At 42.2% G+C, this 17,362-nt stretch carries 11 protein-coding genes; 4 read left to right on the top strand and 7 right to left on the bottom strand.

The features are described 5' to 3' along the window. Positions 1-3: 3 nt before the first annotated feature. Positions 4-576 carry a SiaB family protein kinase gene (locus tag N6H18_RS16635; protein ID WP_262309412.1) on the bottom strand — a complete coding sequence of 191 codons (573 nt, stop codon included), beginning with the start codon at positions 574-576 and terminating at the stop codon, positions 4-6. A gap of 479 nt (positions 577-1,055) precedes the next feature. Between N6H18_RS16635 and N6H18_RS16630 the strand changes: the two genes are divergently transcribed. The 3 genes from N6H18_RS16630 to N6H18_RS16620 all read left to right on the top strand — a co-directional run bounded on the left by N6H18_RS16630 (position 1,056) and on the right by N6H18_RS16620 (position 6,151). After that, the gene (locus tag N6H18_RS16630; protein WP_262309411.1) at positions 1,056-2,153 is read left to right on the top strand and encodes a tetratricopeptide repeat protein; all 1,098 of its coding nucleotides are present in this window, start codon (positions 1,056-1,058) and stop codon (positions 2,151-2,153) included. Next, positions 2,153-4,096, top strand: coding sequence for a threonine--tRNA ligase (gene thrS / locus N6H18_RS16625; RefSeq protein WP_262309410.1), 1,944 nt, complete (start codon positions 2,153-2,155; stop codon positions 4,094-4,096). Before N6H18_RS16630 ends, thrS begins: the two co-directional genes overlap by 1 nt. Before the next feature lie 282 nt (positions 4,097-4,378). Next, positions 4,379-6,151: an ATP-binding protein gene (locus N6H18_RS16620; RefSeq protein WP_262309409.1), complete on the top strand. Its 1,773-nt coding sequence runs from the start codon at positions 4,379-4,381 to the stop codon at positions 6,149-6,151. A gap of 11 nt (positions 6,152-6,162) precedes the next feature. On the opposite strand, the gene N6H18_RS16615 is transcribed toward N6H18_RS16620, so the two are convergent. From N6H18_RS16615 to N6H18_RS16590, 6 genes are all read right to left on the bottom strand, one after another. After that, positions 6,163-6,519, bottom strand: coding sequence for a transmembrane 220 family protein (locus N6H18_RS16615; protein ID WP_262309408.1), 357 nt, complete (start codon positions 6,517-6,519; stop codon positions 6,163-6,165). Beyond that, the gene (locus N6H18_RS16610) at positions 6,519-8,750 is read right to left on the bottom strand and encodes a TonB-dependent receptor (RefSeq protein WP_262309407.1); all 2,232 of its coding nucleotides are present in this window, start codon (positions 8,748-8,750) and stop codon (positions 6,519-6,521) included. Before N6H18_RS16610 ends, N6H18_RS16615 begins: the two co-directional genes overlap by 1 nt. A 70-nt stretch (positions 8,751-8,820) precedes the next feature. Further along, positions 8,821-9,693, bottom strand: coding sequence for a sugar phosphate isomerase/epimerase family protein (locus N6H18_RS16605; protein ID WP_262309406.1), 873 nt, complete (start codon positions 9,691-9,693; stop codon positions 8,821-8,823). Then, positions 9,686-12,307, bottom strand: a complete 2,622-nt coding sequence (locus tag N6H18_RS16600; RefSeq protein ID WP_262309405.1) for a PQQ-dependent sugar dehydrogenase — start codon at positions 12,305-12,307, stop codon at positions 9,686-9,688. Before N6H18_RS16600 ends, N6H18_RS16605 begins: the two co-directional genes overlap by 8 nt. Before the next feature lie 126 nt (positions 12,308-12,433). Beyond that, positions 12,434-13,303, bottom strand: coding sequence for a cation diffusion facilitator family transporter (locus tag N6H18_RS16595; RefSeq protein ID WP_262309404.1), 870 nt, complete (start codon positions 13,301-13,303; stop codon positions 12,434-12,436). A gap of 356 nt (positions 13,304-13,659) precedes the next feature. After that, the gene (locus tag N6H18_RS16590) at positions 13,660-15,909 is read right to left on the bottom strand and encodes an efflux RND transporter permease subunit (protein ID WP_262309403.1); all 2,250 of its coding nucleotides are present in this window, start codon (positions 15,907-15,909) and stop codon (positions 13,660-13,662) included. A gap of 943 nt (positions 15,910-16,852) precedes the next feature. Here N6H18_RS16590 and N6H18_RS16585 point away from each other — a divergent pair. Next, complete coding sequence (locus tag N6H18_RS16585; RefSeq protein WP_262309402.1) at positions 16,853-17,359, top strand: YkgJ family cysteine cluster protein; 507 nt, start codon at positions 16,853-16,855, stop codon at positions 17,357-17,359. The last annotated feature ends 3 nt before the right edge of the window (positions 17,360-17,362 follow it).

Raw genomic sequence — 17,362 nt, 5'->3', positions numbered from 1 at the left:
CTATTACGCTTCTGCTAACTCTTTATTCGTCACCCTTGATACTCTTATTTGAAAAGTAAAGTAAGAGTAATCTTCATTTACTTGATGAAATTCGTAGGATAATTTCTGGCCTGTTTTCCTTGCGATTTCTACAAATCCCAATCCTGCAGTTCCTTTATCCGAAAATTCTCCGTTGTAGAGTATCTCCTTGTATAGTTTCTTCAGTTCTTCTTTGTCAAGCGAGTTGATGTTGTCTAGTTTGGATTTAATCACATTGACTTTTGTGTTGGGAATAAAATTTCCAGTCATGATGTTGAAGAATTTTTTCCTTGCAGTTACCATCAACAGACCTGCTTTAGAATCATAGGTGTCAATGCTCTCGTCCGAAACCTCATCCATGTGATGGTAGAGGTTTTGAATACATTCGGTAGCAGCACCATAAAATTTCTTTTTGATCAATCGATCACTTTCGATTTCGGCAATTCTACCATCTAAAGTCTCGATGATTGAGGTTACCAGATCGAAGGTTACTTCACCCTTATACATCAACAATAGGTTGTTGTCGTAAATATTTTTATTGCTCTTTAAAAGATCCATCTTTCATCTTGACTTTTTTCTTCATTCAGTAGAACAAGTCGATTGTTAAGTTAATAGGTCAAAATCTTTACTCTGTATTTGAACACTTATCAAGTTACAGGTATTATTTGTATTATTCAAAGAAAAAGAAGGGGCATTTCTTGTTTTTGTTGTACGGTGGGTGGTTCGGCTACAACTGTATTACTGAATTTTTTTTTCGGCAATGTCTTCTTTTCCTCAATCAACACTTTATGATATAAATCAATTGCGAATGTTACCAAGAATAAGTTTAACATCCAAATTTTGCTATTTTTTTTACCTTCATTTAAGCGTTATACAGGGGTTACTAAGAGATTTACCTATATGATAAATGTTTCATTTGCTCTCTTAGTTTTTGACCCAATTGATAGTCTTGATTTTGCACTTTTTCTCTAATGTATCATCCATCTTATCTTGTCTATTCAGGGGTTTGTCTATGTATTATTCCTAGTTTTGTTGTTATGAAATTGTTGACACCAATCGTTTATCTGCTGCTACTATGCTTTGCTTCGGGACTTTGTTCTTGCACGAAGAGGTATGGCCTGTACGAAATGAATGAATCTGCACAAATGGGTAGTCAGAGCGGTTATACACTCGATGTAGATTCTGATGAGATTCAAGACCTAGAGTATGTCATCCAATTTATGCAGGAGGATAGGGAGAAGGGGTGGTTAGCACTTACTCCTGTGCAAGCAGACTTTGTGGTGTCAGAGGCATTTCAATCGCCTTATTTAAACTTTTTGTTGGCGGAGTATTTTTATGCTCAAGGTCAACTATCCAGAGCCTTGGGATTGTTGACTGGTATCGATGAATCTGCCATGCCTATGCTAGAGGTGTACAATTTGAAATCCAAAATATTTGAGGAGCAAGGAGAATACGAGTTGGCAATTGATCAGGTCAACAATGCAATTCTCATCAATAGAAGTGACGCAGAACTGTATGATCAAAAAGCCACGATTTATTTGAATATGAAGGACACCTTGTCTGCTATCAACTATTATGAAAAATCATGGTATATGGACACGGCTCAGGTGGATTTGGCGATAGAATTGGCTGATTTGTACGCTAACAAGGGCGACATGGTATCTGCCATAGACTGGCTGGGCCATGCGGAGAATAATGAAGGCTCGAAGCGAGTCAAATATATTAAGATCAAAATATATCGAACTCAACAGATGGATGTGGAGGCCAATGTGCTATTGGAGGAATTGCTGTCAGGTGGAGATTTGACCTCTGGGGGCGAATTAGTAGCTTTTTTTGAAGAGCGCAATCAATGGGATTCTGCTCTGTATTACAGCGACCAAATGTTGGAGGTAGACAGTATGTATATACCTGCATTGATGGCTAAGGCAGAGATCTATGATCACAAGCGATACTACCCCTCTGCCATTTCGTATTATGAATCCATTTTAGCTATTGATTCTTTGAACCAAGAAGCATTGGAGGGAGTGAGAAAAGTAAATGGAAAAATTGCATATTTGCGCAAAATAAAGGAGCGAAGAGAAGCTTTACCTAGCTTCGATTTTATTTCTCCCAATATTATAAAAACAGTAGATTGATGAGTGACGGCAAAATTATGATCACTCTGCCTGATGGCAGTAAGAAGGAACTAGACAAAGGTGCTAGTGGTTTGGATGTAGCAATGAGTATCAGCGAAGGCTTGGCTAGAAATGTTTTGGCTGCTGAGGTGAACGGAGAAGTGTGGGATGCCACCAGACCGATCCATACGGACGCCACGATCAAATTGCTCACATGGAATGATGACAAAGGAAAATCTACTTTTTGGCATTCTTCTGCACACTTGATGGCTGAGGCACTGGAGGCATTGTATCCAGGTATTCAGCTAGGAATAGGACCTGCGATCGAAGGCGGTTTCTACTATGACGTTGATTTTGGAGATCAAAGTTTTGACTCGGACAACCTCAAATTGATTGAGGATAAAATGCTCGAACTGGCTCGTCAGAAAAATGAATACATCCGTGAGGGTATTTCCAAGTCCGATGCTGTAGCCTACTTCAAAGAGAAGGGAGATGTGTACAAGCTCGATTTGCTTGAGGGCTTGGAAGACGGGAGCATTACTTTTTATAAGCAAGGTAATTTCACGGATTTGTGTAGAGGACCTCATATCCCAAATACTGGTTTTATCAAAGCGGCCAAGATATTGAACGTGGCTGGAGCCTATTGGAGAGGTGATGAAAAGAACAAGCAATTGACTAGGTTGTACGCAATCACCTTTCCGAAACAGAAGGAATTGACAGAGCACTTGGAGTTGCTAGAAGAAGCTAAGAAACGAGACCATAGAAAACTCGGCAAGGAGTTGGAATTATTCACTTTCTCTCAAAAAGTAGGTCAAGGATTGCCACTATGGTTGCCAAAAGGTGCCATGCTTAGAGAGAGATTGGAGAATTTCTTGAAAAGGGCTCAGGTCAAAGCGGGTTATAGTCCTGTAGTGACACCGCATATTGGACACAAGGAATTGTATGTGACCTCTGGCCACTATGAAAAATACGGTGAAGATTCATTTCAACCTATCAGAACTCCCAACGAAGGAGAGGAGTTCTTTTTGAAACCTATGAACTGTCCTCACCATTGTGAGATTTACAAGGCGAAACCTAAATCATACAAGGATTTGCCTGTAAGATTTGCCGAGTTTGGTACGGTTTATCGCTATGAGCAAAGTGGTGAGCTCCATGGCCTGACTCGGGTAAGAGGCTTTACGCAGGATGATGCGCATATCTTCTGTACACCAGATCAGGTGAAGGATGAGTTTTTGAAGGTGATTGATTTGGTACTGTATGTGTTCAAGGCCTTGGGGTTTGAAGAATATACAGCTCAGATTTCTCTCCGTGATCCAGAGAATAAAGCCAAATACATAGGCTCAGACGAAAACTGGGCAAAAGCAGAATCTGCCATCCAAGAAGCTGCTGCAGAAAAAGGGCTGAAGACGGTGACCGAATATGGCGAGGCGGCTTTCTATGGTCCTAAGTTGGATTTTATGGTCAAGGATGCACTAAAGAGAAGTTGGCAACTAGGTACCATCCAAGTAGATTACAACCTGCCTGAGCGATTTGAGTTGGAATACACTGGCTCAGATAATCAAAAGTATAGACCTGTCATGCTGCACCGAGCACCCTTTGGTTCTTTGGAGAGGTTTGTGGCAGTACTGACTGAGCATTGTGCGGGCAATTACCCATTGTGGTTGACTCCTGATCAGATTGCTGTATTACCTATCTCAGAGAAATATGCAGCATATGCAGAGCAAGTATATTCGTTTATGGAGGAAAATGATATCAGAGGATTCATTGATCACCGAGATGAAAAAATAGGTCGAAAGATCCGTGATGCGGAGACCAAAAAGATTCCATTTATGCTGATTGTAGGAGAGAAGGAGCAGGAAGAAGGCAAAGTCTCGGCACGTAGACATGGCGAAGGAGACTTAGGTAGTTTCACGCAGGACGAGTTTGCGGCATTATTCAGGCAAGCAGCGACCATCAAGGTTTAAAGCACTACAGGACATGATAAAAGAGCCAAGACACGGGATTATATATCTTAGGTCTTGGCTCTTTTTATTAATAATCTGTTGAGGAACTTGACTTATGATATTTTGAGTTGAAAGAAATTTTGAGAATATTAGATAGGAAGAAATTAATCTTCAACTAACTATATTGTGCTTTCTTCTAATTTATAAATATTATAATTTGAAGACTTGAACTCAAATCCGTTGGTTTTCAAGACTAATTTGAACATCTTTAGAAGCATGTATAGACATGTGTTGATTTGTTGTATGTTGTTAATCCCTTGGCTAGTAAATGGACAGTCATGGCGCAATGCGCAGATCAATAAAAAGGCTCAATTGGATTTGCTTTGGTTCACTTCGGTTCCCTTTATATACGCTGATCCATCTGGCAAAATGGTCGGAGTAGAATGTGAAATCATGGAGGCTTTCAAAATCTATTTGAATGACAAATATCAAGTGGATTTGAAGCTCAATTGGGTGGAAACTAATAATTTTTATAGAATCATTGAGAGAGTAAGAGATTCTAGCCAACCTCAGTTTATTGGTGTATCTGCTTTGTCTATCACAGACGAAAGAAAGGACTTTCTAAAATTTACAGAACCATATCTTCCTGATATTACAGTTTTGGTCTCCAGTAAGGGGACACCAATCGTACATGGTTATGATCAAATCTACGATATGATGATCAGCATGAAGGCAGTGACCATAAAGGGTACAAGCTATGAAAATATGCTGATTGACCTGAGGAATCAATTGGGGGTGGAGTTCGAAATTATTTTTATCGAGAGTGATCGTAATATTCTAGATGTGATCAATCAATCTACAGACAGGTTTGGGTTTATTGACTTACCGATTTATCTGATGTTGATCAAGAGAGGAGAGGTATTGACACGTCAAAATTTCTTTACAACCAAAGGGAAAGGGTATAGTTTTATCATGCCCCCAAGTAGTGATTGGGATATTCCCTTCAATGAATTCATGTCTGACCCTGATGTCAAAATGGAAATTGCACAAATTGTATCTGAGTACATGGGACCTGAGTTGTTTGAGTTCATGGATCATGTCGATGAGCACGAGCAGTTGAGTACTTCTATCCTGACCAAAGAAAAAGAGATGCAACTGGCACTCATTCAGAATGCCAATTTGAAACTGGAAGAGGAAAAGGAATACAAAAGGATGTTGGTTTTTGGGATCGTAATCATAGGACTGTTTCTGCTGGTGATTGCAGTTTTGTTTTTTAACAATCAGAGAACCACCAAAATATTAATTGAACAAAAGGCCCAGATCGAAGAACAGCAAAGCGACATCCGTCAGAAAAATGAGCAGCTCCTCAATCGAAACATTCAGTTGCTAGCACTCAATGAAGAGAAAAATAATCTCGTCAATATCCTGGCACATGATCTTCGTTCTCCTCTTAATCATATCGTAGGATTGTCCAATTTGCTAGAGGATGCTAAGACAGAAATGTCAGAAGATGAAAGGAGCTTTTTGAACTTGATCAATGACGCTGCGGCCAAAATGCACCAGATGGTCAACAAAATCTTGGATGTGGATGCTTTGGAGAGAAATCAGAGTACGCTGCTCAGAGAAAAAGTGGATATCCGCTCTACAATGAATGATGTGGCTAGTCGCTATCGTCCTGCTGCTACTCAAAAAGCAATTGATTTTAAGGTGAATTTACCTAGCAGTCATTACAATTTGGTGACAGATCATATGCTCTTGTTTTTGGTTTTGGAAAATTTGATTTCTAATGCCATCAAATTTTCTCCGCCAGATTCTGAAGTGATCTTGGAAACAAAGTATGAAAATGAAACCATTATTTTTGTAGTCAAGGACAATGGTCCTGGTTTCAGCGAAGAGGACAAAGAACTGATGTTTCATCGCTTTCAAAAATTAAGCGCAACTCCTACAGGCGGAGAGTCATCGACGGGTCTAGGTTTGTCTATAGTCAAGAAGTATGTCTCTGATCTAGGAGGGAAAATCTGGCTTGAATCTACACATGGAGAGGGTAGTACCTTCTTTGTTAGTTTGCCTCAGTAATTACCAATGTATTATTTGAGTTTGCCAAGATGGTACATCGCTCCAGCTGCCATCAATAGCCCAATGAACTCTCTTGTTTCTTCAATGTAGGGTTTCTTATACACCATCTGTCCTACGATTTCATTTTTGTTGGGTTGAATCAGGTATTCTACAAGTCCAGGCAGGTAGAAGCAAGCTATCCCTAACAGGGAAATAGTGATGACAAAAAAGCCCCATCGATGATAAAGACCAAATAGGCGAAGCATAGAAACGATGGCAACCATACCGTAAATCGTAATCCAAAACATAGGATCGGGATCGTTGAATTGCAGGTAGGCGAATGCCGCGAAAATGAGAAAATATAGTGCGCTGAATATTTTTGCTTTCATTAGAATTCTACTCTGTAAGTTAAAATGGGAAGCATGCCCAATTGATAATTCATTTCTACCTGACCTGTAAAGGTGTCAAAGTATTGATATGCTTCGTTTTGTTGATTGGTGAGGTTTTGGATGTCTAGAGCCAAAGCACGCGTGGAATTTTTCTTGCTCTTCGTCCATTGTACACGTAGGTCGAGACGTGCATAGTTGTTGAGTTGATGATTGAATTGTTCATCTGTACTGAACTGATGCACCCCACCTTGCAGGATTCCCTTTAGGTTTACTGATAGTTCTTTGTTGCTACCAGAGGCATCGAATAGCCATTTCTTTCCTATCGCTCCACTGTAAGATTGTCTGATGTTGTATGGAGTGTCTTGACCATCTATCGTAGCATCAAACCACGTCCCACCCATTTGATAATAGAAGAGTTGGGTTGCTCCATTGATGCTGAGGCTGATGCCTTTGGTTTCTGAGGAGTATTGATTCAATATCAAAGTTTGATAAGATTGTTCGAATAATTCGAATTGACCTATTTCCAACAAATTTACCTCTGGGAAGTAATAATAGAAGCCTTCCAATTTGATGTTTTGTTGATGCAAAGAATGACCGATTTGAGCTATGTAACGGTAACTCTGGAGTAGGTTTTGTTGATTGATTATGGGATTAGCTGGGAGTTCTCTGTAATGTATGTAGGTAGTGTTGGGTTGTTGCAGTTGACTGTATTTACCTACGGATATTCCAAATTTTGTATTCGTTAAATTGTACTGGAGAGATCCACGATAGTCTAAAGTATATTCGAAATCAGACTTATGTGAGAGGATATAATAGGTCAGTCCAGTCTGCAGCGAGAACGATTGTGTCAGTTGCAAATCCCAGTTGAGATAAGGTGTGATTAGTTGTTTTTGTATATTAGGAGGGTTGATGATTGTAGGAATAGATAGCATACTAGCTTCTTGTTTGTATTCATAGATGTTATAATTGCTGCCAATGTCTACAAGTGATCTGTTCCAATCCCAAGTAAGGTTAAGTCGATTGCTCCATATGTTTTGACTTTCCTTGTTGTCAAGGAAGTCAATTAGATTGTCATTGTTGTCATAGTAGTTTTGATCTCTTGATTCTTTGGAAGCGGAATATACAGAGGTAAATTTCAACCTGAAGTCATCTCCAAGCGGCGTTTCATAACTCGTACCAATTGCGCCCATTTTACCTTGGTAGTGAATGTCTGAACGATCTTTTTCTATTTCACTATCGGCATAACTCTTCGCTTTGAAGTCATTGTCACTTAGTCCTCCTAGCGCAAAGACATTGATGGATGCATTGTTTTTGAGCGGTAGATTGATATTGAAGGAGAGGTCTTGAAATCCTATGACCTCACCGCCAAAATCTACACCCATGAGCCCCAGTAATCCTGTGAATGAATAACGGTAGTTGGCGATGTAGCTGGCTTTTCCTCCTTCTTTGAAAGGGCCTTCTGCGCTGAAATCCAGACCAATCAAAGATGCCTGAGCCGTGTATTGTCTGCCACCTGCATATCCGTCTCTAAAGTTCATGTCAAATAGCCCTGCTACGGCGTTGTTTTTGGAGTTGTCCATTGCGCCAATGTAGAACTGAGATTTGTCCAGCATCTGGGCACTGAGGATGTTGACGCCACCGCCTGTAGCAGCCGGTTGGTCGTTGAACGTTCCGGCGTTGGACAGGTGATTGGGGTTGACGATTTCTACACCTTCCAGTCTCCAGACATTGAGTTCGGGGGAGAGACCTCTTACGGAGATTTGGTTGTTTTGGTCGTTGGTGACCATCACGTCTGGGCTGACCAACGCGAGTCTGGCAGGGTCATAGTACGTAGCTGCATAGCGGTTGATTTTTTCCTCCGTGATTTCTATAGAGGACATTTGAGAAAGAGACTTGCTTTCTGTCACTACCAGCTCATCTAGCTGATTAGGGTTTCGTTGCATGGCGATTTCTAGATAAGTGGTCTTGCCCGTCTTGACCCAAACATCCTGTTGTGTATAGGGCAAGTAGGAGAGGTAGTTGATAGTGATGCTGTGTAAACCTGGTGCGATTCCCTCGAAAGAGAACTTGCCATTTTCGTCTGAGCTAGTCCCTGATAGTCCCTTGTCAAGCAGGATCGTAGCACCAATCAAAGCATCTCCATTGATCGGATCATGCACTACTCCTTCAATCTTTTGCGCCCAAAGCGCTGTATTCAATAATAATAAAACTGCCGCCCCTAATACCCTCATCTGTGTGTTTTTGAGATTTTAGACACTAGATATTAGAATAATCTAGTGTCTAAAATCTAATATCTAGTGTCTATTTTAACAATTGTTTGACATAGTTGATAGAAGTCTCGATGCTAGTCATGGGTGCATCAGACTGATCTTGTTCGATGAAGAAATATTCCATCCCCGTACTTTCCTTTTGCTTGAAGATTTCAGCGTAGTTGATCGTGCCATTTCCCACTTCGGTGAACTTCTGCTCAGGACTGTCGTCCATGTCTTTGACGTGCCACAGGACTACTCTTCTAGGGATTTTGCTCATGAAAGCAATCGGGTCTAGACCCGCTTTTGATACCCAATACAAATCCAATTCTAGTTTGACATGTGCTGGATCGGTTTGCGCCAGGATCAACTCCATAGGGACTTGACCTTGCAGCGTGTCGAATTCAAAGTCATGGTTGTGGTAAGCGAATGTCATCCCGGCAGCAGAAATCATAGGACCTACTTTGTTCATCAAGGCGATGTGGTTCTGATAATCACCGATAGAATCTCTGAGATCTGGACTCAACCAAGGTAACACGATGTATGACAGACCCAATGCTTTAGAGGATTCGATCGCCAATTCAGGGTTTTCTTCCAAGAAATTGATACTGGTGTGTGAACTGATGGCTGTCATGCCGAGAGAATCTATGATCGCTTTGAATTCGGCAGGTTCGTAACCATAGAATTTGCCATTGTCATAGCCAGCCAACTCCAAGTATTGGTAACCCAATTGAGAGATTTTAGTCAATGCTTGTACTGGGTCAGCAGCCATCGCATCCCTTACTGTGTAGAGTTGGAGACCGATTCCAGATGTGTTGGCTACTTTTACTGTTTCGCTGTTCGTTTCAGTTTTAGAACTACATGAACTAAATGTCACTGCGCATACAGCAAAAAGAGACAGTAAGATTGAATTGCGATTAATCATGCGGATTGAATTTTAGTGTTTGAATTTGTACTAAGTTTTGGTCTTTTGTTTGTCCAGTGATTATCAAATATATTTTGTTAACAGCTCCCGTATTGATGTGTAGAGGGATCTCATGAGAAGTAAAATTTTTATCTCTCTCTGTAAGTGTCAATTTACCAATTTCAGATCCTTCCAGACTGTTTGCTTTTACTGTGATTAGAACAGGTTGATCACTCAATAGTTTGGTTCGGAGTTCGAGCGATACGATATCAGTCAAGTCCACATTGTCATAGGCCAGCCAGCCTTCATGGTACACCCTGTTGATCGTACCATTCTTATTAGCCTCAATGTTTTTATTCTCAATGGATTCCGAGCCTTTGAGTACATTGGACTTGAGCATGATGGATTTTACAGCCGATATATTGGACATACCTTGAGCACCTTTGTCCTCATATTGTGCGCTTATGATAATGAGTTTTTTGTCCTCCTTGTCGTCTGCAGTGTATATGCCTTTGAGAGGACGAAGCGCAGGTTTCTCCTCCCCAAGAGACAGTACATATTCTACCATGCTTTGGGTTTCTTCTTGAGTAAAATCTGGGTGGGCAGACATAGCGTGGTCTCCCCATGCTCCGCTACCTCCTTTGATGATTTTCGCACTTAGGTATTCGATGGCATCAGGGTCAGTTTTGTATCTGTTGGACACCTCTACAAACGAAGGCCCTACAGATTTGTCATTGATTTTGTGACAGGACATACAGTCTGATTTACTGATCAAGTATTCTCCTGACGTGACAGGCATTTGGTGTCCTAGGACTTGAGCTTGATCAAACCCATCCATGTACAAGATGTCGAAATTTACCTCTTCTCGTTCAATTCCGTGATTCAAGGTACCGTCTTGTTTGTCTGTGATACTTACATCGTATTGGATGTTTCTACCAGGCCAGTAGAAAGTTTTGTTGCCTTTTATGTTGATATCAACTACAGGTGCATCGTTTCCAACTTCTATTTTGAATTGTTCCATCAGGGTATGCCCTGCACCGTCTGTGAGTGTCAACCTTGGATAGTGAACCCCATTTTCTGTGAAAGTGTAGGTAATGCTTGCCGATTCAAATTCTTCTTGTCCAATCTTCCAGACATACTTTAAATCGTCTCCGTCATAGTCTTCAGAATCGCTAGCATCAAGTGTGACTGTCAATGGACTGCTGCCCACGCTTTCGGACAACTTGACTTTCATTACTGGGGTTCTGTTGCCTCTATCAAAACTAATTCTGCTCAGTTTGGCGTCTTCGTTTTGTTTGAACCATGCTGTGCCGTATTCTATCATGTAGAGCATACCATCATTCCCAAAATCCATGTCGATGATGTTGCGGTAGTCTGCCGAGGGGGTAAATGGCACATAATCTGATGCAACTCCGTTTTCATCTACTTTGACCGTGTACACCCAATCTCTCATCCAGTCATAGATGAATAGTCTCTCGTCAAAATAGGAAGGAAAGCCGTTTTTCTTGTCCATGCCTTTGGCAGTATAAAATACAGGGCCTGTCATGGCAGTTCGTCCACCTTGTCCTAGTTGTGGGAATTCTTCGCTAGGAGAGTAGGGATAGAAGATCATCGCTGGCGTAGCTGCAGGGAGATTTTTAATACCCGTGTTGTATTTGGAATCATTTATCGGATTCTTGGGATCAAAATAGCCATCGACTCTTTGGGTTTCGAAATCACGATCACCATAGGCCTTGTTGTCCGCGATGAACAAAGGCCAGCCATAGTAGCCTGGTTTCATGGCTACATTCATTTCGTCGTGACCTCTTGGGCCTTTGAGTGAATCATTGTCACCAGCATCTGGGCCGACATCTCCCCAAAACAACCAACCTCTTTTTTGATCTACAGTGATGCGGTATGGGTTTCTACATCCCATGACATAGATCTCAGGTCTGGTTTTGGGATCATTGTCTTCAAAGAGATTGCCTGCCGGGATGCTGTAGGTACCATCATCTTCTGGTTTGATTCGGAGGATTTTGCCTCTCAAATCATTGGTGTTGGAGGAGGTTCTGCGTGCATCAAATGAGGATCTACCCTCTTGATCGTCGATGGGAGCGAAACCTTCAGATTTAAAAGGATTGGTGTCATCTCCTGTGGATAGATACAACAAACCATCACTGCCAAACTCTATAGACCCACCCGTATGACAGCATTCGTCACGTTGAGTAGGAACAATCAAAATTACTTTTTCATCCGAAAGACCGTTTTCGTCATAGACAAATCTGGATAAATGCTGCTTGGGTTCATCTCCTACTGGTGAGTAATAGAGATACAACCAGTTGTTTTGGTCAAAGTTGGGATCCACGGCCATACCCATGAGCCCATCTTCGAACCCATAGAATACGGCGATACTGTCAGTGCGTACCATACGCATGTTTTGGGGGTCGTACAGTTTGATTCCTCCTTTTCTTTGGACGAAAAGTATCTGTCCATTGGGCAGCACTTCCAACTCCACAGGTTCGTTGAGGTTGGTCAAGAATACTTCTTGGGTGAATCTATGTTCGTCGGGGACAGATGCCTCATCATACTGTGGGCCAGAACAAGCACCTAATAGAAGTGCAAAACCAAAGGTCAGTTGGTTAATCAAATTTCGCATGGTAGTCTTTCAATTATTTATTGTTTCAAACTTAATTCAATACTTAGTAAGTTGGTTAGCACAGTCAAAATTATGCATGTTTTAGACTATTTGTGGTAAGTAAATATCCCATAGAGCAATGATATTCTATTCATGAGGTTCGATATGGATTAAAACTTGACCGAGCATAGGGATTTTTTCATGCAAAGCATCGACCAGTCGGTGTGCCAAATCATGCCCGTGCTTGACTGAGATATGACCGTCCACACGGGCATGTAGATCTACGTGGTAGCGCATACCAGTCTTGCGTACAAAGCATTTTTCCGTTCCACGGATGCCTTCTACGGTGAATGAAATCTCCCGGATTTCGTCTATCAAATCATCATACCTGTGTTCGTCCATGATCTCTGCTACTGCAGGTCTTAGGATCAAAAAGCTGTTGTATATAATAAGGGCAGAAGCCAGCAAGGCGGCCCAATCATCGGCTGTTTCATAGCCCTTGCCAAAAATCAGCGCGATAGAAATGCCTATAAATGCCATAACAGAGGTAATTGCGTCGCTGCGATGATGCCAAGCCTCGGCACGCAAGACAGAACTATTGGTTTCTTTGCTTTTTTTCATCACCATTCGGTAGGACAGTTCTTTCCAGAGGATGATGGCTGCCAAAATGTACAGAGTCCAAGGCTTGGGTACTTTGTGCGGTGTCTGGATATGCTGGATACTCTCGTAGGCAATGAGTCCGGCAGAACCAATCAAAAAACCAACTACCAAGATGGTGATGAGAGGTTCGATTTTGCCATGACCATAGGGGTGGTTGGCATCTGCTGGACGTTTGGCGTATTTGAGACCTAGCAGTACGAGTAGGGAGGAGAAAATGTCCGCAGTAGACTCTATGGCGTCCGCGATCAGGGCATAGGAGTTCCCCAATATTCCTGCAACTCCCTTGATCAGTGCCAAGATAGCATTGGATGCTAGACTGATATAGGTGGTGTTGATGGCGGATTCTTCGTGATTCATTTTTAAATGATAGGCAAAGAAATGGCTTTCTTCACTAGATGATTGCTGACGCAAATTAGTTAATCCAAGAAGGAGCTGACATAGGGTATTCTCTTAAATTTTGGATTTAAATTGTTTGTCCTCCTTTATGGATAATCATTTCTCTTTGGGCTTCTTTTCTTACTTTGATTAACAGGAGCCTAGAGAGCCTGCAATGAGTGGAGTGTTTTACGAAATTAGTCGTCTCGTTGTGATTCAGGGATATTTGACTTTTTTAATGATTGACCTTGAAGAATTTGGCATTCAGAAATGTTGTAACGACAGTGATGAAAAAATGCAAAAGAGTCAGGATATCTGTTATTGTTTCTGACTCTCTTTCATCTTCCCAGATTTCTTCTGGGAAGAAAATAGAGTATCAATACAGGCAACAGCGTCAGGTCTGCGATCAATGCCACGATGAAGGAGACACTCACAAAAAGCCCAGTGTTGAAAGTAGCGGCGAACTGTGAAAAGCAGAAGATCGCAAAACCTGAGGTCAAAATAATGGTCGTGACGATGATCGGTTCACCTGTTGCGAAGATGGTTCGCTTGATGGCATAGACCATGCTGCGGCCAGAGAGTCTTTCCTCCCGCATCTTGCTGAGGAAATGGATGGTGTCGTCTACCACAATCCCAAAGGAGATCGCAAAGATGATCGAGGTGCCCAGATTGATCGGGATACCAAAAAATCCCATCACTGCAGCGATCGCCATGATAGGGAAGAGATTAGGAATCAGCGTGATCAGGATCATGCGCCAAGATTTGAACATGTAGCCAGCGATGATACTGACGATGATGACCGCTCCGAAGAGCCCTTTCATCAGGTTCATGGAGAGGGTTTCGTGGCTCTTTTCGATCAATTGTGACGAGCCTGTGATTCTGTAATCCAACACAGATTTATCCAATGACTGGTCTAGTTTTTCTGAAAACTTCTTGCTACGTAGGGTCGCATCTCTCGACCCAAAATCTTTGGAGAAGCCGCTGATCTGTGCCAGGTTGTTTTCGGTGACTTTGAAGAAGCGTTGTTCGATCTGCCCTTTTTTGATGGCTCGGAAGACTTTTTTCCATTCGGTGTCCGTCTCTGGCAATTTGTAATTCTTCGCAAAGCCACCATTTTGCATTTGATAGATGGACTTGACGATGGTCACAGGTGAGACGAGGTTGTTGGCATTGAGGGTCTCATGCGCCAGCGTCTCAATCGAGTCGATCAGCGTGATGACTTCCTTGGAGTAGATCTCTGCACTATCTGGTGTCCATACACTCATGGTGAAGGGTTTCGTACCTCCATATTGGCTGTCAAAGTACATGAAGTCCTCTTTGACGGGATCGTTTTTGGGCAGGTCCTCGATCAGGTAAGCATTGATTTGCAATTTGGATATCCCTACTAGGACTAGCAGAAATGCAACCCCAAAGGTGATGAGTATCGTTTTTTGCTTCGTCATCACGAGGTGATAGAGTACCTGCAAAAACGATTTGAGCAGTTTGTTTTGACGCTTTCTTTTGAACCTAGGCTTGATCAAAAACATCATCTGCGGAAACAACAAATAAGTAAGAAGGAAGGCAAAGACAATCCCCACGGCACTGTACATGCCCAGATCGATGATCGGCTGCACGCGTATCGAAATCAAGGTAATGAATCCCACGGCCGTAGTAACAGAGGTCAAGAAGGTAGCAAAGCCTACTTTCTTGACGGTCTGATTGATCGCGTCAGGGAGCGTGGCACCTTGGGCATAGGCCTCTTGTGCATGTGCAAACAAATGGATGATGTCGGACATCGATACGACCAGCAATATAGACGGAATCAGTGTGGACAGGATGTCAATTTCCTTACCTACAAGGGTCATGAAACTGAGGGTCATCACCACGGATAGGAGAGAGATGAGTAGCGAGGCTGCCACCATAGACGGTCGTCTGATGAATATGATTAACATAATCAAAATGGTAGCACCACTGAAGATCAAGAAGAAACTAAAATCCTCCTGCACCGCCCACACATAGGCACGCTCACCAATCGGTCGACCTGCCATGTGGACTTTGTCAAACTGATAGTTGTCCATCACCTCGTAGACTTGGCTTACCAGTGCATCAGATAGTTTCTTGTTCTCAAACTTGCGATGGGATAGGATGATTTTGGTGGATTGAGAGTCTTCGGAGATGAATTGATCCCGTACGTGTGGCTCCTTGTAGACTTTGATGCTGTCTTTGAGTAATTCATCCGTGTTGTCTAGATGGAGGTAAGGCACCTCTATGAACCCCATGGGTGTCTTGATTACCTTGGACAGGTTGACGAGAGAAATGACTTTCTTGACACCCACTATGTCTTCCAGATCGCTGATGAGCGAATCTGCACGCTGTAGGAAGTCGGCCTGGAAGATTCCTTGGTCGTTTTTGAGGGCGATGAGGATGTAGTCATTGTCATAGCCAAATTTGTCGGTGAAGTCCTTGTAGTAGATCAGGTCAGGATCATCCAGTGGAAAAAATGCATCCAGATCGTTGTTGAACTTGAGGTGAACCAGCTGGCTACCCATCAACAATACCACGATAGATGTGATGACAATCGAGAGAATGGAGGACTTCTTATTGATCATGAGACAAGACGAAAATCGAATCGCAATATTAGTTTAGATTGACCAATCTCAGTAGAGGCCTGTGTAGAAAATCGTGAATCAATTAAGTTTGATTTGTAGTTGATTCAAACATGCCGTCGTGCACAGAGAGCATTTACCCTAATCGTCTGCATTGGTTCCAAGTTTGCAACTTCCTTATCCTATCCCAATACAGTTAGTTAATCGTAGTTCTCCAGTAAAATATCGTGGCGTACTAAAAATGTAATGCTTTGCCTCTGATACAATCAGTGCCTCGCGACAGGGTTGTGATTCATGAAAAACAAGAATAATACCCCTGTTGCATTAAAGTGTTTTTTCACTTGAAACTTTACATGATCAATAGTGTCTCTGACACGGTCACGGTTAGTCAAGCAGCTTGAAAAAAAAATATTTCCACTCCAACTCGATGCGAGGAAGTCCGAAAAAAATGTTTTCCACTCCAACTCGATGCGAGGAAGCCCGAAAAAAATAATTTTCGTTCCAACTTGATGCGAGGAAGTCCGAAAAAAATAATTTTCACTCCAACTCGATGCGAGGAAGCCTGAAAAAAATGTTTTCCACTCCAACTCGATGCGAGGAAGCCCGAAAAAAATAATTTTCGCTCCAACTGGATGCGAGGAAGCCTGAAAAAAATAATTTTCACTCCAACGCACATCGTGGAGCTCCAAGAAAAATATTTTCTATCTCTTATCGCTAGTATCGTGTACAATGACCTGTGCTTAGGGATCTTGTTGGTTCGTGCTACCTCTCAGTTAAGTGCAGAATAATAGAAAGAAGACCCCTAGTGTAAGAACTAATGCTGACCTTGCGGCATATTAGTGGCTCTGGATCTGCTTCATATGGTTAGGCAGTAGGAATTGACTTGTGTCTCGCCCCACAGCAGGGAGAGTTCAGTTGGCTTCAGCACTTCTTAAACTTAAGAAATATGAGTGAGTCGTCAAATATTTGTTTGTCCTGTGGGTGCTGCTGTGATGGGACGCTCATTGGTTTTGTGCAGCTGGCTCGCGAGGAGGTGCCAGCATTGCGAAACTTGCTGGAGATCGAAAATACCGAGGGAGAAGGGTTCTTTCTGCAGCCCTGTCAGAACTTGGGTTGTGATGGTTGTACGATATACACCAACAGGCCGACTGCCTGTGCCGACTTTGATTGCGGACTGTTGACATCCCTCAATCAAAAGGAAATAGCATATGAGGAAGCAATCGAAGTGATTGCTGTGGTCAAACAAAAAAAGATCGCTATCGAACAAATGATGGAGGTACTGCCGTTCACTCTCCAATCCCAATCCTTCTATTTTAAAGTCCTCGAACTGAAAAAATTGATGCGGAAGGATGTGACTGAATCAACTGTGACCCAAGACCATCCAACTTTCCTAGCGGAGGTCGATCAACTCGATGCGCTGCTGTCCGAGAAATTTGGTGTGTCGTTTTCATAGCAG

This window comes from Reichenbachiella agarivorans, from assembly GCF_025502585.1.
In the GTDB taxonomy this organism is placed as follows: domain Bacteria; phylum Bacteroidota; class Bacteroidia; order Cytophagales; family Cyclobacteriaceae; genus Reichenbachiella; species Reichenbachiella agarivorans.
Note: the sequence above shows the minus strand (reverse complement) of the source record. Positions and strands in the feature narration are given on the sequence as shown.